We start from the raw sequence: 19548 nt of genomic DNA, 5'->3' as shown, positions 1-19548 counted from the left end.
TCAGGATTTGTTCCTAAATCCGGTAGGCGTTCTGGGGAGAAGACGGTGCTAACCCGCAAGCAAAACGAACTGCTCCTGTTCATCAACAAGCGGCTGAACGACGACGGCGTGTCGCCCTCCTTCGACGAGATGAAGGAAGCGCTGCGGCTCAAGTCGAAGTCCGGTATCCATCGCCTCATCACCGGCCTCGAGGAGCGTGGCTTCCTGCGCCGCCTGCCGCATCGCGCCCGCGCGCTGCAGGTCGTGAAGCTGCCGGAGAGCGCCGCGCTGCCGGCGCCCAACGTCACCCCGCTGCTCGCCGACACCCGCCGCGCCGGTTTCTCCGAAACCCGCGAAGGGTTCGTGCCGCAGATCGTGCGCGCCGACCGCGTGCCGCTGGCCGGCGCCATCATGGCGGCCAACGAGGCCCAGGCGCTCAGCCTTCCGCTCTATGGGCGGATCGCCGCCGGTACCCCGATAGAGGCGCTGCGCGACAATTCGACGACTGTGGATGTCCCCGTCTCGCTGCTCGGCGCGGGCGCCCATTACTGCCTCGAAGTCCAAGGCGACTCGATGGTCGAGGCCGGCATCCAGAACGGCGACATCGCCATCATCAAGAGCGCCGACACCGCCGAGTCCGGCGAAATCGTCGTGGCCTTGATCGATGACACCGAAGCGACCCTGAAGCGGCTGCGCAAGAAGGGCGCGTCGGTCGCGCTGGAACCGGCTAACGCCGCCTACGAAACCAGAATCTTCGGGCCCGACCGGGTCAAGATCCAGGGCCGCCTCGCCGGCCTCTACCGTCGCTATCACTAGCATCGATGCCGGTTACGCCCCCGGCGCTTTAACCGGCGCCGTCTGGCGCATCGAGCTGTTGGGCACCCACGGCCGATCGCCGCGACGGCCGTTGGCCGTCTCACGCCGTACGTTGAGATCGTCGAGCCAGAGCGCGTGCGCGCCGTCCTTCCAGGCATCTCGCCGGTCGATGACGAGCCGTGGCCCGCGGCAGCGCGCCTGCGCATCGACGGTCGACAGAACGATGTCGGCCGAACCGCAGGCCTCGGCCAGCCGTTTGTCGTCGCTTACCAGGGCGATGCGCCACGGTCCCTTGCGCCAGCGACAGAGGCCCGTGCTGCAGCCGAGGCCGGCCGCCTGCTCGTCGGCGCTGACCGTCCAGCGCTTGGCCCCTTCCTGCCCCTGCCGTCGCGCCCAGGAATCGCTGACGTAGCGATCGACGCGCGCCGAGGCGATGTGCACCACGCCGCGCTCGTCGCGCAGGCCGAGCACGCGGCCGTCCTCGCTCATCAGCAGGTCGGGCGCCGGAGGCGGCCCAAGCATCAGTCCAATCGCCGCCACAGGGAGTCCCGCATAGCGCCATCGTCGCCGCCAGAGGCAGAGCCACAGACCGCCGGCGCTCAGAAGCCACAGGCTCGCCTCGGGCAGCGACGGCACCAGCATCGCCGCCTCGGGCCACGCCGCGACCCGGAAGGCGATGGCGTTGAGCCAGTCGACGCCCCAGCCCATCGGCACCAGCGCGACGGCCTCGAGCCCAAGCGGCATCAGGAGCATGGCAAGCAGCCCCCACGGCATGATCCAGAGGCCGGTGAGCGGCACGCCCAGGAGGTTGGCGACGACTCCGAGTAGCGACAGGCGGTTGAAGTGGTAGGCCGCGAAGGCGCCGGTCGCGACGGAGGCGATCAGGGTCGTGAGCAGGCTGGCGCCGAGTGCCGCCCCGAGCCGCCACATCCAGCGGTGGCGGGAGATCTCGGCCCGCTCGTGCAGGCGCCGCCGCCACGATGCCGCCGACTCCCAGCCCGCAATCAGCGCGACGACGGCGGCGAACGACATCTGGAAGGACGCGCCGGTCAGCGACTCCGGCGCAATGACCAGCACGATGACAGCCGACCAGGCGACGAGGCGCAGCGACAGCGCCGTGCGATCGAGCAGGATGGCGAGCAGCGCGAAGGCCGCCATCGCGCAGGCACGTTGCGCCGGCACCGGCGCGCCGGCCAGCGCCGTGTAGAAGAGCGCGGCCATCAGGGCCAGCACCGCCGCCACCTTCTTGGCGTCGATGCGCAAGGCGAGCGGCGGGACCAGGGCGATGCCGTAACGCACGAGGCCCATCACCAGGCCGACGACGAAGACAATGTGCAGCCCCGAGATCGACAGGATATGCGCCAGGCCGGAATCGCGCATCGCCTGCGCCACGTCCTTGTCGACGGCAGTCTGCTCGCCGACCAGAAGCGAGGCGACCACGCCGCCCGCAGGACCGGGCAATACGTGGAGGATCCGCGCGGCCAGGTCGGCGCGCAGCGAGTCGATCCTGCGCACGAACCCGTCGGGCTTGCCGCGTTCGATCACGGTCGCGGGCGCCAGTGCGTAGCCGACCGCACCGAGCTGCTGATACCAGGCGACCCTCTGGAAATCGAAGGCGCCGGGCGCGGCGGGCCCGGCCGGTGGCGACAGGTTCGCGAGCACGAGCAGCCGGTCCCCGATCGCCAGCGGCGGCGCGCCCCGGCTCAGGGTCACGCGAACCTTGGCCGGCATCATCTCGGGCGGCGGCACGCCGTTGCCCCTGAGCCGGACGGCTTCAAGCACGACGCGCACGCCGTCCGGCAGGCGTTGGATGTCGGCGATCCGGCCCTCGACGTTGAGGCTGAACAACGGCCGGGTGAGCGTGGGCGCCGCGAGGCTGGCGGTCCGCCACGCGACGAGACCGAGGCCGGTCGATGCGGCAACGGCGCCGATGGCCAGGGCGCGCGCCACGCTGCCGGCCGGTGCGAGGAAAGCGATGAGAACAGATCCCGCCGCCAGGGCCGGACCCAGCCAGAGAGCCGGCTCGGTGGGGAGTTCGTAGTAGATGGCGATGCCGAGCCCCAGCGCGACGGGCAGCCACAGCATCCAGCGGCCGCGCTCGGCTTCAAGCTGTTCCAGGATCCAGGCGCGCGGGTTTGACACTAACCGGACGCTCCCCTACCTACGGCGCGCTTTTCCGCCCAAATTGCGGCAAAACCCGCGCTTACCGAGCACAGTTCCCAGGCCAATGACCGTCGTTACCCGCTTCGCCCCCTCGCCCACCGGCTACCTGCATATCGGCGGCGCCCGCACGGCCTTGTTCAACTGGCTGTTCGCCAAACATCACGGCGGCAAGTACCTGCTGCGCATCGAGGACACCGACCGCGCGCGCTCGACCGAGCCGGCGATCGCGGCGATCCTGGATGGGCTCTCCTGGCTCGGCCTGCCGTGGGACGGCGAGGTCACCTATCAGTTCTCGCGCGCCGCCCGCCATGCCGAGGTCGCGCACGAGATGCTGGCCAAGGGCCATGCCTATCACTGCTATGCCTCGCCGCAGGAACTCGATGAGATGCGGGCCGCGCAAAAGGCCGCCGGCAAGCCGATGCGCTACGACGGCCGCTGGCGCGACCGCGACCCGAAGGAGGCCCCCGGCGACGTGAAGCCGGTCGTGCGCCTCAAGGCGCCGCAGACCGGGCAGACGATCATCAAGGACGCGGTGCAGGGCGAGGTCACGGTCGAGAACGCCCAGCTCGACGACATGATCCTGCTGCGCGCCGACGGCACGCCGACCTACATGCTGGCCGTCGTCGTCGACGATCACGACATGGGCGTGACCCATGTCATCCGCGGCGACGATCATCTCAACAACGCCTTCCGCCAGCTCCAGATCATCCGTGCGATGGGCTGGCCCGAGCCGGTCTATGCCCACATCCCGCTGATCCACGGGCCCGACGGCGCCAAGCTCAGCAAGCGCCACGGCGCTCTGGGTGTCGATGCCTATCGCGACATGGGCTTCCTGCCGGCGGCGCTGCGCAACTACCTGCTGCGGCTGGGTTGGGGCCATGGCGACGACGAGATCATCTCGACGGCACAGGCGATCGAATGGTTCGACCTCGACGGCGTCGGCCGTTCGGCCTCGCGCTTCGATATGGCCAAGCTGACCAATCTCAACGCGCATTACCTTCGCGAGACGCCAGACGCTGAGCTGCTGCCGCTGGTGTTGCCGCGCATCGAGGAGAAGTTGGGCACCGTCGATGCCGCTGGCCGCGAGCGCATCGTGCGCGGCCTCTCCGGCGTGAAGCAGCGCGCGCGCACCCTGATTGAACTCGCGGACAGTCTTGCCTTCTACGCCCGCGCTGGTGCGCCGCCGATCGCCGACGACAAGGCCCGCGCGCTGCTGACACCCGACGCCCGTGCCGTGATAGCGAAGCTCGCGCCGGCGCTGGAGCCGCAGGCGAGCGACTGGAGCGAAAAGGCGCTTGAAGAAGCCGTGCGCGAGTTCGCCGAGGCGAACGGGCTGAAGCTCGGCCAGGTCGCTCAGCCGCTCCGCGTTGCGCTGACCGGCTCGACCGCCTCGCCCGGTATCTTCGAAGTGCTGGCCGTGCTGGGGCCCGCCGAGAGCAAGGTTCGTTTGCTGGCGGCCGCCGCTTGAACGGGAGACAGGTAATGGATGACAAGAAGCCGATGCCGGAGGCCGCTGCGAACGAAGAGGCGCGGGATTTCATTCGCGACCTCGTTCAGTCGGATCTCGCCAGCGGAAAAGTGCAAAGCATCGTTACTCGCTTTCCGCCGGAGCCGAACGGCTACCTGCATCTCGGCCACGCAAAGTCGATCTGCCTGAATTTCGGAATTGCGACCGAAACCGGCGGTCGCTGCCACCTTCGCTTCGACGATACCAACCCCGTGAAGGAGGAGCAGGAGTTCATCGACGCCATCAAGCGGGACGTAAATTGGCTCGGCTTCGACTGGGGCGAAGATCTGTACCACGCGTCGGACTATTTCCAGACGTTGTACGACTGGGCCGAGCACCTCATTCGCGCCGGCTTAGCCTATGTCGACGACACGCCGCCCGACGAGATGCGGGCAATGCGTGGCACGCTGACCGAACCGGGCCGCGCCTCGCCAGATCGCGACCGGTCGGCGGAAACGAATCTCGACTTGTTTCGCGACATGCGCGCCGGCAAGTTTCCCAACGGCGCCTGTGTGCTGCGCGCAAAGATCGACCTTGCGTCCGGCAACATGAACCTGCGCGACCCCGTCCTGTATCGCATCCTGCACGCGGCTCACCCGCGCACCGGCACTGAGTGGTGCATCTACCCGACCTATGATTTCGCACATGGCCAGTCCGACGCCCTGGAACATGTCACGCACTCGCTTTGCACCCTGGAGTTCGCGGACCATCGTCCCCTCTACGACTGGTTCCTCGACCACTTGCCGGTGCCGGCGCGGCCGCGCCAGACCGAATTCGCCCGCCTCAATATCGGCTACACCGTCCTTTCCAAGCGCCACCTGACGGATCTGGTACGGCGCGGCATTGTGAGCGGCTGGGACGATCCGCGCATGCCGACCCTCGCAGGCCTCCGCCGCCGCGGCGTGCCGCCGAAGGCGATCCGCGACTTCGTTCGGCGCATCGGCATGTCCAAGGCCAACAGCGTCGTCGATCTCGCCATGTTCGATCACGCGATCCGCGACCAGCTCAATCAGGTGGCGCATCGGCGCATGGCGGTCCTGCGGCCGCTCAAGCTCGTGATCGAGAACTTTCCCGAAGACCACGTCGAAGAGCTGGAGGCCGTCAACCATCCGGGGGATCCGGCCGCCGGCACGCGTACCCTTCGCTTCGGCCGTGAAATCTTCGTCGAGCGCGACGACTTCATGGAGAACCCGTCGAACAAATTCTTCCGGCTGGCGGTGGGACGAGAGGTCAGGTTGCGCTACGCCTATCTCGTCACCTGCCGCGAGGTGATCAAGGACGCCGACGGCAACGTGGTCGAACTACGCTGCACCTACGATCCTGCGAGCCGCGGCGGTAACGCGCCGGACGGTCGAAAGGTAAAGGCAACCCTGCACTGGGTGTCCGCGCGGGATGCACTTCCCGCCGAAGTCCGATTGTACAGCATGCTGTTCAACCGCCCTGCCCCGGGCACCGATGGCGATCTCGACGCCGATTTGAATCCAGGCTCGCTCGAAGTCCTCTCGGGCGCGTTGCTGGAGCCATCATTGGCAGAGGCACCTGAAGGGGAAGCCGTGCAGTTCGAGCGGCTGGGCTATTTCTGCCCGGACCTCGCCAGCCGGTCGAAGGCTCTGGTTTTCAACCGCACGATCGAACTGCGGGACACTTGGGCAAAGGTGCAGGTCCAGAGTTAAGATTAGCGGTGCTCCGAGACGAGGCGCGATTGCCGGCGGCTGCCGGATAGAACACGCGCCATATGGCGGCCAGTGTGCCGCCATGAGCGCACGAGTCTGGATCTGGTTGCTGTCGCTGTCCGTGCTATGGGGCGGTTCGTTCTTCTTTGCCAAGGTGGCTATGGCTGAACTGGCGCCGCTCACGGTGGTGTTCTGCCGCGTGGCCCTCGCCGCAGTCGCCCTCAATCTCGTGCTGGTCTTTTACGGCAGGAGTCTGGTTCGGGCCGGCGCACCGTTTCGCAGCTACGCCGGGATGGGGCTCCTGAACAACCTCGTTCCGTTCGGCCTGATCTTCTGGGGCCAGACGCAGATCGCGTCCGGGCTCGCGTCGATCCTCAACGCGACGACGCCCCTTTTCACCCTGCTCGTTGCGCACTTCATCACCCATGATGAACGTATCGGCGGCCTCAAGCTGGGCGCGCTCCTGATTGGAATGGCGGGTGTTGCGGTTCTGATGGGACCGACGGGGATCGTCGACAGCCGAGGCACGGCAGGCCAGATCGCCTGTCTGGGGGCCGCCCTCTCCTATGCGTTCGCCGGTGTCTACGGACGGCGCTTCGCGAAGCTGGGCGTCGCGCCTCTCGAGGCGGCTGCCGGACAGGTCACCGCGAGTGCCATGTTGATTCTGCCGATCATGCTGATCGTCGACCAGCCCTGGCAGCTTCCTGCCCCTCCCGGCGCCACGACATGGGCGGCACTTGCAGGCCTCGCGCTGCTTTCGACGGCCCTCGCATATGTCCTGTATTTCCGCATTCTTGCCGCAGCCGGGCCGACCAATCTGCTGCTCGTTACGTTCCTGATACCGGTCACCGCGGTCCTTCTCGGTGGCCTGCTCCTGGGTGAACGGCCGGCGCCCCGGCAGTTCGCCGGCATGATCCTGATCGGCCTTTCCCTGGCCGCGATCGACGGCCGGATCGTGCGTTTTCTACGCTTCGCGGAATAGCAGCCCGGCTGTTCAATTGCGCCTTCTTTAGGGGCTTGTTAGGGTGCCGCCGAACCGGCGAACGGCATCCTGTGGGGTGCGCGCGCCTTGCTTGAATCGAGCCTGGAAAAGAGTTCACCCGATGGCCAAATCGACCGCGACGCTGACCGACAACGAAACCGGCAAAACCTACGAGATGCCGATCATCCACGGCACACTCGGACCGCGCCTGGTCGACATCCGCAAGTTCTACGGCGACTCCGGGATGTTCACCTACGATCCGGGTTTCACCTCGACCGGCTCGTGCGGTTCGAAGATCACCTACATCGATGGCGACGAAGGCATCCTGCTCCATCGCGGCTACAACATCGCCGAACTCGCCGAGCAGAGCGACTTCATGGAAGTCGCCTACCTCCTGATGAAGGGCGATCTGCCGAACAAGGCGCAGAAGGACAAGTTCGTCAAAGACATCACGAACCACACGATGGTTCACGAGCAGCTCAGCCAGTTCTATCGCGGCTTCCGCCGCGACGCCCATCCGATGGCAATCTGCTGCGGCGTGGTCGGCGCCCTGTCCGCCTTCTATCACGACTCGCTCGACATCCACGATCCGCACCAGCGGATGGTCGCGTCCTATCGCCTGGTCGCCAAGATGCCGACCATCGCGGCGATGGCGTACAAGTATTCGGTGGGTCAGCCGTTCGTCTATCCGCGCAACGACCTGTCCTACGCCGCCAACTTCCTGCGCATGATGTTCTCGGTTCCGGCCGAGGAGTACGAGGTCAATCCGATCGTCGAGAAGGCGATGGATCGCATCCTCATGCTCCATGCCGACCATGAGCAGAACGCCTCGACCTCGACGGTGCGCCTCGCCGGCTCGTCGGGCGCCAACCCGTTCGCCTGCATCGCCGCCGGCATCGCCTCGTTGTGGGGCCCGAGCCACGGCGGCGCCAACGAAGCCGTCATCAACATGCTGCACGAGATCGGTGGCAAGCAGAACATCCCGGGCTTCCTGTCCCGCGTGAAGGACAAGGCCGACCACACCCGCCTCATGGGTTTCGGCCACCGCGTCTACAAGAACTACGACCCGCGCGCCAAGGTCATGCGCCAGACCTGCCACGAGGTCCTCACCTCGCTGGGCATCACCCACGACCCGCTGCTCGAATTGGCCATGGAAATGGAGCAGATCGCGCTCAAGGACGACTACTTCGTCTCCAAGAAGCTCTATCCGAACGTCGACTTCTACTCGGGCATTATTTTCCGGGCGATTGGCATCCCGACCTCCATGTTCACCGTTCTCTTCGCGGTGGCTCGTACGGTCGGCTGGATTTCCCAGTGGAACGAGATGATCGAGGATCCGGACCAGAAGATTGGCCGTCCCCGCCAGCTCTACAATGGGCAGACCGAGCGCCCGTACAAGCCGCTCCACATGCGGGGCTGAAATCGCTGTCCGGGAGGGAAGCGAGAAATACATGGCAAGATCATCGTTCGGGCCGCGCCAGGGGGAAACATCCTGGGCGGCCACCCAGACACCGAAGGTCCGGTCGCACATCGTGCGGGTGGGCCGGCCGGCCAATGACAATTTCCGTCGCCCTGGCGTGCGGGCATGGATGTTGGTCGCCGGTCTTGCCGGCGCGGTATTGGCGCTCCTGGCTGCAAATTGGCGGTTCTTCTAGGAGTGAGCCAGTCAGAACAAATTAAGGCCCGCGATGCGGGCCTTTTTTGTGCGTTCAAGATCCGCGTGGTCTGCCTTCGACGCTCTCGGACATTGCCGCAGGCAATGTCCTATCGCTCCTGGGGCTGAGCTTCGCTCAGCCCTCTCAGCCCTTACGCTCGATCAGCTCGATCTTGTAGCCGTCGGGATCTTCGACGAAAGCGATGACGGTCGTCCCGAACTTCACGGGCCCCGCCGGCCGGGTGACCTTGCCGCCGGCCTTGGTGACGTCCTCGCACAGCTTGTAGACGTCGGGCACGCCGATCGCGAGGTGGCCAAACCCGGTGCCGAGTTCGTAAGGCTTCGCCTGATCCCAGTTGTGGGTCAGCTCGACGACGCAATGCTCCGGCTCTTCGCCGTAGCCCACGAAGGCCAGGCTGTACTTGCCGTCCGGCACGTCGCGCTTGCGCAGCAGCTTCATGCCCAGCGCACCGGTGTAGAACGCAAGCGACTTGTCGAGATCCATGACGCGGATCATCGTGTGCAGCATGCGGAAATTGGACTGGGTATCGGGCATCATCCCCTCCCTGCTCGGTCGCGGTTCAACGGCCGCGAATCATGGCGGCGAATGTCGCTTCCGCCGCCACCTTGCCGTCGACGATCGCCTTACCTGAAAACTTCCACACATTGGCGCGGCTCTGCACCTTCGTGACGTGCAGCTCGAGACGGTCGCCCGGCACCACGGGACGGCGAAACCTCACGCCGTCGATCGACATGAAATAGACCAGCTTGCCTTCCGACTGGGCCCCGAACGTCGAAACCACGAGGACACAGGCAGTCTGTGCCATGGCCTCGACGACCAGCACACCCGGCATCACGGGCTCGGAGGGGAAATGGCCCTGAAAGAACGGCTCGTTGATCGTGACGTTCTTGATGCCCACTGCGCTCTGGTCGAGCTGCATGTCGATCACCCGATCGACCATGAGCATCGGATAGCGGTGCGGGATCATCTCCAGTATCCGCTTGATGTCGACGGATGTCGCCGCAGCGGGGCTGGTATTCTCGATTTGGGCGTTCATGACCGTGGCCTCTCCGCTCAGAACCGCGTGCCGAAGCTGAAACGCACAGCCTGCTGCTTGTCCCACGACTCATATTGAAGGGGTATCGCATAGTCGATGCGGATCGGGCCGAACGGCGACATCCACTGGATGCCGACGCCGGTCGACGCGCGCATCAGCTGGCTGGTGAGCACGGATGCCAGGCCGTAGCTCTGCGACTGGACGCCCCAGAGCGATCCAACGTCCACAAATGCCTTGCCGAGAAGCCCCACTTCCTTGGGAACCATGGGCAGCGGATAGGAGAGTTCGGTCGAACCCGTGTAGTAGAACTGACCGCCCAGGGCGTCGGTCGTGTTGGCATCGCGGGGGCCGATACCGCCGACGGCGAAGCCGCGCAATGAGTCGCCGCCGATGAAGAACAGGTTGTTCAGGCGAACGTAGGAGCCGCCGAACGGCAGGATGAGCCCCGCCGACCCGCCGACCGAAACGACGATGTCCTCGAACAGCGACTTGTAATAGATCGCGTCGGCCGTGGTGCGGACATACTGCTCGGTACCGATTGCGCCCGCGGCAGCAATCGAATTGCGGACCATAAACCCCTTGGTGGCATTCAGGCGCTGGTCACGGGTGTCCCAGATGATCGTCTCGGACAGTTCGGACACGACCTGTGTGCCGGCATTCTGCTGGATGACGGGCGAGGCCCAGTACTGAACGTTGTAGATATCGGTCTGCCGCAGCGTGTAGCGGACGAGCTGGCGAATTTCTTCCGAGTAGGCCCAGCCGGCGCGCAACGCAAAACCCAGGCTGCGGTCACTGTAACTCGCGATGTTCTGGCGATCGTTCGACGTCCTGAACAGATCGAACCCGGCCGAAAGCTGCCGGTCCATGAAGTAGGGCTCGGTGAAGCCGAGGTCGATCGAGGTGCTCAACGTGCCGATGGACAGGCCCAGACGCGCCTCCTGGCCCTTGCCGAGCAGGTTGCGTTCCTTGATCGAAATGTCGCCGACGATGCCGGCCGTCGTCGAATAGCCGGCGCCGAGAGAGATTTCGCCCGTGCTCTGCTCGACGACCTGAACCTCGAGATTGGTCTTGTCCGGCGCCGAACCCGGCGCCGCCGCGACGTCGACCTTCTCGAAGAAGCCGAGGTTGCGAAGCCGCTGCTGGCTGCGGCGGACCTTGGCAGTGCTGAAGGCATCACCCTCGGCCAGGCGGAACTCGCGCCGGATCACCTTGTCGAGCGTTCGCGTGTTGCCCGAAATGTTGATGCGCTCGACGTAGACGCGAGGTCCTTCCTGGACGTCGAAGGTCACGTCGACGGTGTTGTTGTCGCGGTTGCGCCGGATGTTGGGGCGCACGTCCACGAACGCGTAGCCCAGCGATCCCACCGCCTCGGAAATGTTCGAGACCGACTTTTCGACCTCGTCCGCGTCGTACCAGTCGCCTGCCGCGATGGTCAGGAAGGTCTTGAGGACGTCGACGTTCAGGCCCTGGAACCGGCTCGTCACATCGACCTTGCCGAATTTGTAGCGGTCGCCCTCGTTGATCGTGAAGGTAATGAAGAACCCTTCGCGATTGGGGGCAAGCTCGGCGACGGACGAGACCACGCGGAAGTCCGCGTACCCTTCCGAGAGGTAGAACTTGCGCAGAAGCTCGCGATCGAGGTTCAGGCGGTCGGGATCGAACCGGTCGTCCGACGACAGGAAACGCCACCAGGCGCTCTCGGAGGTGCGGATCTTGCCCCGCAGGGTGCCGTCGCCGAATGCCTGATTGCCGACGAAGCTGATGCGCTTCACGCCCGTGACGTCGCCTTCGTTGATCTCGAAGACCACGTCGACGCGTCCCTGTTCGAGCCTGATGATCTTGGGCTCGACCGAGGCGTTGTAGCGGCCGCTGCGGCGATAGATGGTCAGGATGCGATCGACGTCCGCCTGGACACGCGCGCGCGTGAAGACCTGCCGCGGCTTCGACTGCACTTCGTCGCGCAGCTTGTCGTCGTCGACCTTCTTGTTTCCCTCGAACGCGACGCGATTGATGATCGGGTTTTCCGTGACCTTCACGACCAGGGTCGAGCCCTGCATCTCGATCACGACGTCTGAGAACAAGCCCGTCGCGAAAAGCGCCTTGAGCGAGCGGTCGGCCGCGGCCGCGTCGAACGGTTCGCCGACCTTGAGCTGCAGGTACGAGCGGATCGTCTCCGGCTCGGAGCGGACATTACCCTGGATCTGGATACCAGCAATCGTACCACCAGCCGCAGCACCACGCTGTGCGTGTGCCGGCGCGGTGAAGGCGAGGATTGCAGCAATGGCCAATACGGCCCAACGAACGATCAAACTTACCCCCGGCGCCAGTCAGACCTGCCGATGGTCAAAGACGTGAACGCAGCTTTCTAGACCGGCAAGGGGGACTAAGCCACCCCTTTTGTCCCCCGTTCCGAAGTCGCGCCAACGCATCAACTCAACGCAGCAAAAGCCTGATGTCATTGAATGTTGCGATCAGCGCCATGCCGATCACGAGTGCAAATCCGAGCTTTAATCCGACCTCCTGTGCCCGCAGACTGAGCGGCTTACCGCGCACTGCTTCGTAAGCATACATGGCGAGGTGACCGCCATCGAGCATGGGCACCGGCAGAAGGTTGAAGATGCCCAACACCACCGACAGGGCGATCACGAGATTGAGGATTCCCGCCCATCCCGCATAGGACGCCTCGCCCGCAGCCTTCGCGATGCGGATCGGCCCGCCCAATTCATCCACAGGGCGGGTCGCCGTCAGGATTTGTCCCATCGACGTGTAGAACATCGAGGTCATCCCCCAGACGGCCCGTACCCCCGCTCCCATGGCGCCGATGACGCCGTGGTCGCGAAGTTCCGTCGTCGCCGCCGGACGGACGCGCAGGCGTCCCACGATCTGCTCCTTGCCGGCGCAATCGACCGACTTGTCGACGATCGGCACGACCGTCGTCTCCCCGAACCGGCCGTCACGCTCGTACTTGATCGTCACAGGCTGGCCGCCCCGGCTGCCGATCAACTCCGGGATACGCGAGAAATAATCGACCGGCTTGCCGTCGATCGCCACCAGAAGGTCACCGACCTTCAGGCCTGCCGCCTCGGCCGGGCTGTTCGCCGTGAAGCCGCCCACCACGGGACGAATGGACTGATCCATGCCGAGGTCGCCGTAGCGCATCGTGTTGTTGTAACGATCGGTGCGCTCGCAATAGAGCGGCTGGATCTCGCCGTGCAGGAGCTCGTTGCCCCGACGGTATTCGACCGCCATCGGCTTGGCCCAGTAGAGGAATTGCGCTTCCTGGATATCCTCGTAGCGATTGACGCGCGTGTCGGCGAGACGGACGATTTCGTCGCCCGAACGCAGGCCCGCCTTGGCGGCCGGCCCATCGGCCTGCACGGCAACGGTCGCCGGTGTATAGGGTTCGCCAGCGAAGAAATAGACGCCGGTCAGCAGCACAAAGGCAAACAGGAGATTGGCCACCGGCCCGCCCAGCACCACGGCAGCCCGGGCATAGAGCGGCTGGCTGAAAAAAGCCCGCTTCCGGTCGCTGGGCGACAGCGGTTCGTCGCTCGCCGTGGCGCTCGTGGCGTCGCTGTCGCCGAGGAACTTGACGTAGCCGCCGAGCGGGATCGCCGAGACCTTCCACCGAGTTCCGTTGCGATCGGTCCAGCCGAAAATCTCGGGACCGAACCCGATCGAGAACACCTCGGCATGGATGCCGAAGCGACGTCCGACCCAGTAGTGACCGTATTCGTGAACGAAGACGAGCAGCGTCAACACCAGGACGAAGTACGGCAGATATGTCGTAAACAGGCTGACCATGCTCTGCATGCCCTACTCGACCTCAAATTTCACGATACTTCAACCATTCCGCACTCTGGTCCGGCAGATCTCTTCAGCCAGCCTGCGCGCCTCGAGATCGGCGGCTTCGACCTGCTGCAAGCCGGCGACGGCGTCTGAAAGGCCTTCCCAGCCCGACATCACATCCTCGACGATCCGGGCGATGTCGAGGAAGCGGATCCGGCGCGCCAGGAAAGCCGCCACCGCCGCCTCGTTGGTCGCGTTCAGAACGATCGGGGCATGGCCGCCCGTCACCAGAGCTTCGCGCGCAAGCCTTAGAGCGGGAAAGCGGCCGGAATCGGGCCGCTCGAAGGTCAGCGCCGGAATGCCCATGAAATCGAGCTTCGCGGCCGGCCCGTCGATCCGCGACGGCCAGCCGAGCGCGTGGCTGATCGGGATGCGCATGTCGGCCGTGCCGAGCTGGGCGAGCACCGACCCGTCGCAATAGGCGACCATCGAATGGATGACCGACTGCGGATGCACGACGATGTCGACCTGCTTTTCCGGCAGCCCGAACAGGAGCTGGGCCTCGATCAGCTCGAGACCCTTGTTCATCATGGTGGCCGAATCGATGGAGATCTTATCGCCCATGTCCCAGTTGGGGTGGGCCAAGGCCTGCTCGGGCGTTACGTCGGCCATGTCGGCCAGCGACCAGTTGCGGAACGGCCCGCCCGACGCGGTCAGGATGAGTCGGTCGATCGCACGATGCTGGTCGGGCTCGAACACCTGGAAGATGGCGTTGTGCTCGGAATCAACTGGCAGGAGGACGCCGCCCGACTGGTCGATGGCGTCCATCAGCAGGCTTCCTGCACAGACCAGCGCTTCCTTGTTTGCCAGCGCCACCATGGCGCCGCGCCGGGCCGCCACCAGGGTCGGGGCAAGGCCCGCGAAGCCCACCACGGCGGCCATCACCCATTCGGCCGGACGCGACGCCGCTTCCACAACGGCGTCCGGGCCGGCCGCGACTTCGATCGAGGTACCGGCCAGCGCTTCCTTGAGGGCGGGATACTGATCGGGGTCGGCGACGACCGCGAGGCGTGCCCGCAGGCGCCGAGCCTGCTCCGCCAGAAGTTCGACCGATCGGCGGGCGACCAGCGCTTCGACCCGATAACTTTCCGGATCGCGGGCAATGAGATCGACCGTGCTCTGGCCGACGGAACCGGTTGAGCCCAGGATCGTGATGCGGCGCGGATTCTCAGGCGACGGCGCCACCCATTTCGTCATGTCCAGGGCCACGCGCCACCGGCGACCAGCCGGGCGATCCCCACCGCGACGAGGACGGCCATCAATCCGTCGATCCGGTCGAGCAATCCGCCATGTCCGGGAATGAGGCGCCCGCTGTCCTTGACCCCGGCCCGCCGCTTGGCCGCCGATTCGAGAAGATCCCCCGCCTGCCCCACGATCGCGAGCGCGGCTCCGGCGATGGCGAGATGCAAAGTGTCTCCCAGGCCGAAGGCATAGCCGATCGCGGCGCTGGCGACGGCCGCCCAGGCCATTCCGCCGATCAACCCAGACCAGGTCTTGCCGGGACTGATGCTCGGTGCGAGCTTGGCTCCGCCAGCGGTGCGTCCGACGAAATACGCGCCAATGTCGGTGGCCCAGATACAGGCGAAGACCCACAGAATCGTCTCGCGTCCCGTCCCCGGCTGATGGCGCAACCACAGCAGCGCAACCAGCGCCGCGAGCCCATAGGTCCAGGCCAGAACGCGAAGGACGGGGGCGCCGCGCGTGAGGCGCGACCATTCGAGGATCATGACCGGGGCTGCTATCGCCGCCACGAGATCGATCCAGGGATAGCCATACCAGACCGCCGCGAGCAGCAACGGCCCCAGCACCACGGCCGAAAGCGCCCGAACCAAAAGGCCGGCGAAGCGACCGCCGCGTGCCGGGGCGCTACTTTCCGATGCCGCCATAACGCCGCTCACGCCGACGGAACTCCACGATGGCCCGTTCCAGGTGTTCCTTGCCGAAGTCCGGCCACAGCGTGTCGACGAAAACCAGCTCCGAGTAGGCACACTGCCAGAGCAGGAAATTGCTGATCCTCTGCTCGCCGCTGGTCCGGATCAGGAGGTCCGGATCCGGCAGCCCCGCCGTCAGAAGTTCGCGCTCGAAGCTTGTCTGGTCGATGCTATCCGCGGTGATCTCGCCCGCCGCAACCCGCTGCGCCAGACGGCGCGTCGCCCGCAGGATCTCGTCGCGCGAGCCGTAGTTGATGCAGATGTTGACGTCGATCCGCGTGTTGCTCGCCGTCTTGCTCTCGGCTTCGGAAATGTCGCGCACGATGTCGGCCGCGAGCCCGTCGCGATTGCCGATCACCCGGAGCCGCGCGCCCTTCTTGCGGAGCTCCTCGAGTTCGCTGCGCAGGTAATGACGCAGCAGGCCCATGAGATCGGCCACCTCGTCGGCCGGCCGCGTCCAGTTCTCCGTCGAAAAGGCGAACAGCGTCAGGACCGGAATGCCCAGTTCTCCGGCGCCGCGCACGACACGCCGCACCGCGTCGGCGCCGCGTCGATGCCCCGCCACCCGTGGCAGACCGCGCGCCTTCGCCCACCGGCCGTTGCCATCCATGATGATGGCGACGTGCTGAGGTCCCGACCCTTGGTCGGGATTGGCGGGCAACGGCGCAGTGGGCATCAGACCGTCTTGATCTCTTTTTCCTTTTGGACCAGCGCGTCGTCGACCAGCTTGACGTAGCGGTCGGTCAGCTTCTGGACCTCGTCGGCTTTCTGGCGGTGCTCGTCTTCCGAGATCTTGTGATCCTTCTCGGCCTTCTTCAGCGCATCCATGCCGTCGCGCCGAATGTTGCGGACGGCCACCTTGCCCTGCTCGGCATACTTGTGCGCCAGCTTGGCCAGTTCGTTGCGCCGCTCCGTCGTCAGCTCGGGAATCGGGATACGGATCATCTGGCCGTCCGGAGACGGGTTGAGGCCGAGACCCGCCTCACGAATGGCCTTCGCGGTCGGCGTCACCAGGCCCTTGTCCCACACGCTGACGGTGAGCAGGCGCGGCTCCGGCGCGCTCACCGTACCAACCTGGTTCAAAGGCATGCGCTGGCCGTAGGCTTCGACCATCACCGGGTCGAGCAGGTTGACCGAGGCTCGTCCTGTCCGCAGACCGCCAAATTCCTTCTTCAGCGCATCCATCGCGCCGTGCATGCGCTTCTCGAGCTCGTTGAGATCAGCAGACATGTTCAGGCCTCGTTCTTGATGATCGTGAAGGTCCCCTCGCCGCGCATCGTCGATGCGAACGCGCCCGGCTTGTGGATGTCGAAGACGATGATGGGGATGCGGTTCTCGCGGGCAAGCGAGATCGCGGAGGCATCCATGACCTGCAGGTCGCGGGCCAGCACTTCCAGGTAGGTGAGCGTGTCGTAACGCTTGGCGTTCTTGTCCTTGAGAGGATCCGCGGAATAGACCCCATCCACCTGCGTTCCCTTGAGCAGCGCGTTGACGCCCATCTCGGCCGCGCGCAGCGCCGCCGCCGTGTCCGTGGTGAAGAAGGGATTGCCGGTGCCGGCCGCGAAGATCACAACGCGGCCCTTCTCCATGTGGCGGACGGCGCGGCGCCGGATGTAGGGCTCGCATACGGTGGTCATCGGGATGGCCGACTGGACGCGCGTCTGCAGGCCCTGCCGCTCAAGCGCGCTTTGCATGGCCAGCGAATTGATGACGGTCGCCAGCATGCCCATGTAGTCGCCGCTCGCCCGGTCCATGCCCGACGCTGCGCCCGACACACCGCGGAAGATATTGCCGCCACCGATTACGAGACAGACCTGAACGCCCATCTCGTGAACAGTCTTCACTTCCTGTGCGACCATTCCGACCATGTCGGGATCGAGACCGTATTCTCGATTCCCCATGAGCCCCTCGCCAGAGAGCTTGAGAAGGACGCGGCGATATTGGGGGCCCGACGGCATCAGATGCCTCTGATTACGTTTGTCTTGGGCGCGCGGACCTGGTCCGCGCGCCGGTGGAGTTCAATACTACTTCTTGAGCTGGGCAGCCACCTCGGCCGCAAAGTCTTCGGACTTCTTCTCGATGCCCTCGCCCAGGGCGAAGCGCAGGAAGCCCACGAGACGGACCGGCCCACCGACCAACTTGGCGGCTTCCTCGACGACCTTCGAGACCTTGGTCTTGCCATCGATCACGAAAGCCTGTTCGAGCAGTACCACCTCCTGGTGGAACTTGCGCAGGCCGCCCTCGACCATCTTGGCGACGATCTCGGGGGTCTTGCCCTGCTGGCCGGCCTTCTCGGCGAGGACCGCGCGCTCGCGCTCGATCGCCGCCTGGTCGAGGTCGGCAACGGTGAGCGACTGCGGGTTGGTCGCCGCCACATGCATGGCGAGCTGCTTGGCGAGCGCGGCGAGCTTGGGCTTGTCGCCCGTCGATTCGAGGGCGATCAGCACGCCGATCTTGCCGAGGTCCGGCGCGACGGCATTGTGGGTGTAGGCCACGACCACGCCGTCGGACACCGACAGCGAGGCGGCGCGCCGCAGGCTCATGTTCTCGCCGATCGTGGCGATCAGGTTGGTAAGCTCGCCCTGCACGTCACGACCGGTGCCGGGGAAAGGCGCCGCCGCGACCTTGGCGAGGTCGCCGGCATTCTCGAGCGCGAGCTTGGTCGCCGCGGCCACGAACTTCTGGAACTGGTCGTTGCGGCCGACGAAGTCGGTCTCGGCATTGACCTCGACGACGGCGCCGCGCGTGCCGTCAGCGGCAACGCCGACGAGGCCCTCGGCGGCGACGCGGCCGGCCTTCTTGGAGGCCGCCGACAGGCCCTTGGTGCGCAGCCAGTCGACCGCCTTTTCGACGTCGCCCGCCGTCTCGCCCAGCGCCTTCTTGCAATCCATCATGCCCGCGCCAGTCTTCTCGCGCAGTTCCTTGACGAGCGATGCAGTGATCTCAGCCATGTCTTGCTCCGTTTGGTACAACAAGGGCCGGTCTTCCGACCGGCCCCGTTTGCTTCTCGTTGTTGAGGGGCCGGGCTACTCGGCCGGTGCTGCCTCGGCCGCCGGGGTCTCGGCGACGGGAATTTCCTCGGCCGGCAGCTCGCTCATCGCGCCCACATCGCCGCCGGTGGCGGCGATCTCGGCACGGATGCCGTCGAGCACCGAGCCCGAGAGCAGGTCGCAGTACAGTGTCACCGCGCGGATCGCATCGTCGTTGCCCGGGATCGGGAAGTCGATGCCATCGGGATCGGAGTTGCTGTCGACGATCGCGACGATCGGAATGCCGCGCTTGCGGGCTTCCAGAACCGCGATCGACTCCTTGTTGGTGTCGATGATGAACAGCAGGTCGGGCGTGCCGCCCATTTCCTTGATGCCGCCCAGCGAACGCTCGAGCTTGTCGCGCTCGCGCGTCAGATCGAGCTGCTCCTTCTTCGTGAGGCCGACGACGTCGCCCTTCAGGCGCTCGTCGAGCTCACGCAGGCGCTTGATCGACGCCGAGATCGTGTTCCAGTTCGTGATCATGCCGCCCAGCCAGCGGTGGTTCACGTAATACTGGCCGCAGCGCTTGGCCGCGTCGGCGACGCGTTCGGCGGCCGCCGGCTTGGTGCCGACGAAGAGCACCCGGCCGCCGCTCGCGACCACGTCGCGAACCTGGCGAAGGGCCTGCTCCAGCAGCGGCACCGTCTTGGTGAGATCGATGATATGGATCCCGTTGCGCACCCCGAACAGGTACGGCTTCATCTTCGGGTTCCAGCGGCGCGTGTGATGGCCGAAATGGACGCCGGCTTCCAGCAGCTGGCGCATCGTAAATGTCGGCATGGTCATGCCGTTCTCCTTTTCCGGTTGAGCCTCCGCGGGCGTCGTCCCCGACATGGGAACACCGGAGCGAGCGGCGGGATGTCTCCCCGTCGACCGCAAACCCGCGTGCGAAGTGGCGCGTTTCTAG

General features: G+C 65.7%; 17 protein-coding genes. 5 read left to right on the top strand and 12 right to left on the bottom strand.

Annotated elements, in window-relative coordinates; genetic code table 11:
- Positions 1-45: 45 nt before the first annotated feature.
- Entirely contained in the window at positions 46-795 is a 750-nt protein-coding gene (gene lexA / locus ACQY78_RS02080) for a transcriptional repressor LexA (RefSeq protein ID WP_428682274.1), read from the top strand.
- Between the two features lie 12 nt (positions 796-807).
- Here lexA and ACQY78_RS02075 read toward each other — a convergent pair whose 3' ends face one another.
- Complete coding sequence (locus ACQY78_RS02075) at positions 808-2937, bottom strand: ComEC/Rec2 family competence protein (RefSeq protein ID WP_428682272.1); 2130 nt, start codon at positions 2935-2937, stop codon at positions 808-810.
- 85 nt (positions 2938-3022) lie between these two features.
- On the opposite strand from ACQY78_RS02075, the gene gltX reads away from it, so the two are divergent.
- The 4 genes from gltX (at position 3023) to ACQY78_RS02055 (ending at position 8540) form a co-directional block, all read left to right on the top strand.
- The gene (gene gltX / locus ACQY78_RS02070) at positions 3023-4426 is read left to right on the top strand and encodes a glutamate--tRNA ligase (RefSeq protein WP_428682270.1); all 1404 of its coding nucleotides are present in this window, start codon (positions 3023-3025) and stop codon (positions 4424-4426) included.
- Positions 4427-4440: 14 nt separating this feature from the next.
- Positions 4441-6138, top strand: a complete 1698-nt coding sequence (locus ACQY78_RS02065) for a glutamine--tRNA ligase/YqeY domain fusion protein (protein ID WP_428682268.1) — start codon at positions 4441-4443, stop codon at positions 6136-6138.
- Between the two features lie 82 nt (positions 6139-6220).
- Positions 6221-7120, top strand: coding sequence for a DMT family transporter (locus tag ACQY78_RS02060; RefSeq protein ID WP_428682266.1), 900 nt, complete (start codon positions 6221-6223; stop codon positions 7118-7120).
- A 121-nt stretch (positions 7121-7241) separates the two neighbouring features.
- The gene (locus ACQY78_RS02055) at positions 7242-8540 is read left to right on the top strand and encodes a citrate synthase (protein ID WP_422013803.1); all 1299 of its coding nucleotides are present in this window, start codon (positions 7242-7244) and stop codon (positions 8538-8540) included.
- A gap of 379 nt (positions 8541-8919) precedes the next feature.
- On the opposite strand, the gene gloA is transcribed toward ACQY78_RS02055, so the two are convergent.
- The 11 genes from gloA to rpsB all read right to left on the bottom strand — a co-directional run bounded on the left by gloA (position 8920) and on the right by rpsB (position 19427).
- Positions 8920-9333 carry a lactoylglutathione lyase gene (gene gloA / locus ACQY78_RS02050; protein WP_428682263.1) on the bottom strand — a complete coding sequence of 138 codons (414 nt, stop codon included), beginning with the start codon at positions 9331-9333 and terminating at the stop codon, positions 8920-8922.
- A 22-nt stretch (positions 9334-9355) separates the two neighbouring features.
- Positions 9356-9832: a 3-hydroxyacyl-ACP dehydratase FabZ gene (gene fabZ / locus ACQY78_RS02045; protein WP_428682261.1), complete on the bottom strand. Its 477-nt coding sequence runs from the start codon at positions 9830-9832 to the stop codon at positions 9356-9358.
- 17 nt (positions 9833-9849) lie between these two features.
- A complete protein-coding gene (gene bamA, locus ACQY78_RS02040; RefSeq protein WP_428682259.1) occupies positions 9850-12141 on the bottom strand; it encodes an outer membrane protein assembly factor BamA in 2292 nt (763 codons plus the stop codon).
- Positions 12142-12265: 124 nt separating this feature from the next.
- Entirely contained in the window at positions 12266-13645 is a 1380-nt protein-coding gene (gene rseP, locus ACQY78_RS02035; RefSeq protein WP_428682257.1) for an RIP metalloprotease RseP, read from the bottom strand.
- Between the two features lie 30 nt (positions 13646-13675).
- On the bottom strand, positions 13676-14866 hold the full coding sequence (locus ACQY78_RS02030) for a 1-deoxy-D-xylulose-5-phosphate reductoisomerase (RefSeq protein ID WP_428686313.1): 1191 nt from the start codon (positions 14864-14866) through the stop codon (positions 13676-13678).
- 8 nt (positions 14867-14874) lie between these two features.
- Positions 14875-15579: a phosphatidate cytidylyltransferase gene (locus tag ACQY78_RS02025; RefSeq protein ID WP_428682255.1), complete on the bottom strand. Its 705-nt coding sequence runs from the start codon at positions 15577-15579 to the stop codon at positions 14875-14877.
- Entirely contained in the window at positions 15548-16288 is a 741-nt protein-coding gene (locus ACQY78_RS02020) for an isoprenyl transferase (protein WP_428682253.1), read from the bottom strand. The genes ACQY78_RS02025 and ACQY78_RS02020 overlap by 32 nt, the downstream gene beginning before the upstream one ends.
- On the bottom strand, positions 16288-16842 hold the full coding sequence (gene frr, locus ACQY78_RS02015; RefSeq protein WP_298308887.1) for a ribosome recycling factor: 555 nt from the start codon (positions 16840-16842) through the stop codon (positions 16288-16290). Before frr ends, ACQY78_RS02020 begins: the two co-directional genes overlap by 1 nt.
- A 2-nt stretch (positions 16843-16844) precedes the next feature.
- Entirely contained in the window at positions 16845-17570 is a 726-nt protein-coding gene (pyrH, locus tag ACQY78_RS02010; protein WP_298308890.1) for a UMP kinase, read from the bottom strand.
- A 66-nt stretch (positions 17571-17636) separates the two neighbouring features.
- The gene (gene tsf, locus ACQY78_RS02005) at positions 17637-18563 is read right to left on the bottom strand and encodes a translation elongation factor Ts (RefSeq protein WP_428682251.1); all 927 of its coding nucleotides are present in this window, start codon (positions 18561-18563) and stop codon (positions 17637-17639) included.
- A 75-nt stretch (positions 18564-18638) separates the two neighbouring features.
- Positions 18639-19427 (bottom strand): 30S ribosomal protein S2, encoded by a 789-nt coding sequence (gene rpsB / locus ACQY78_RS02000; protein ID WP_428682249.1) that lies wholly within the window; start codon positions 19425-19427, stop codon positions 18639-18641.
- Between the last annotated feature and the right edge of the window lie 121 nt (positions 19428-19548).

Source organism: Reyranella sp., assembly GCF_965279625.1.
GTDB lineage: Bacteria > Pseudomonadota > Alphaproteobacteria > Reyranellales > Reyranellaceae > Reyranella.
The sequence above is the reverse complement of the archived record's forward strand: the minus strand, read 5'-3'. Positions and strand labels throughout refer to the sequence as shown.

Coding starts and splice junctions, on each gene's coding strand:
- ACQY78_RS02065 (WP_428682268.1), top strand. CDS start 4,441: ATGGATGACAAGAAGCCGATGCCGGAGGCCGCTGCGAACGAAGAGGCG.
- frr (WP_298308887.1), bottom strand. CDS start 16,842: ATGTCTGCTGATCTCAACGAGCTCGAGAAGCGCATGCACGGCGCGATG.
- ACQY78_RS02055 (WP_422013803.1), top strand. CDS start 7,242: ATGGCCAAATCGACCGCGACGCTGACCGACAACGAAACCGGCAAAACC.
- rseP (WP_428682257.1), bottom strand. CDS start 13,645: ATGCAGAGCATGGTCAGCCTGTTTACGACATATCTGCCGTACTTCGTC.
- pyrH (WP_298308890.1), bottom strand. CDS start 17,570: ATGCCGTCGGGCCCCCAATATCGCCGCGTCCTTCTCAAGCTCTCTGGC.
- gloA (WP_428682263.1), bottom strand. CDS start 9,333: ATGATGCCCGATACCCAGTCCAATTTCCGCATGCTGCACACGATGATC.
- rpsB (WP_428682249.1), bottom strand. CDS start 19,427: ATGACCATGCCGACATTTACGATGCGCCAGCTGCTGGAAGCCGGCGTC.
- gltX (WP_428682270.1), top strand. CDS start 3,023: ATGACCGTCGTTACCCGCTTCGCCCCCTCGCCCACCGGCTACCTGCAT.
- ACQY78_RS02020 (WP_428682253.1), bottom strand. CDS start 16,288: ATGCCCACTGCGCCGTTGCCCGCCAATCCCGACCAAGGGTCGGGACCT.
- tsf (WP_428682251.1), bottom strand. CDS start 18,563: ATGGCTGAGATCACTGCATCGCTCGTCAAGGAACTGCGCGAGAAGACT.
- fabZ (WP_428682261.1), bottom strand. CDS start 9,832: ATGAACGCCCAAATCGAGAATACCAGCCCCGCTGCGGCGACATCCGTC.
- ACQY78_RS02060 (WP_428682266.1), top strand. CDS start 6,221: ATGAGCGCACGAGTCTGGATCTGGTTGCTGTCGCTGTCCGTGCTATGG.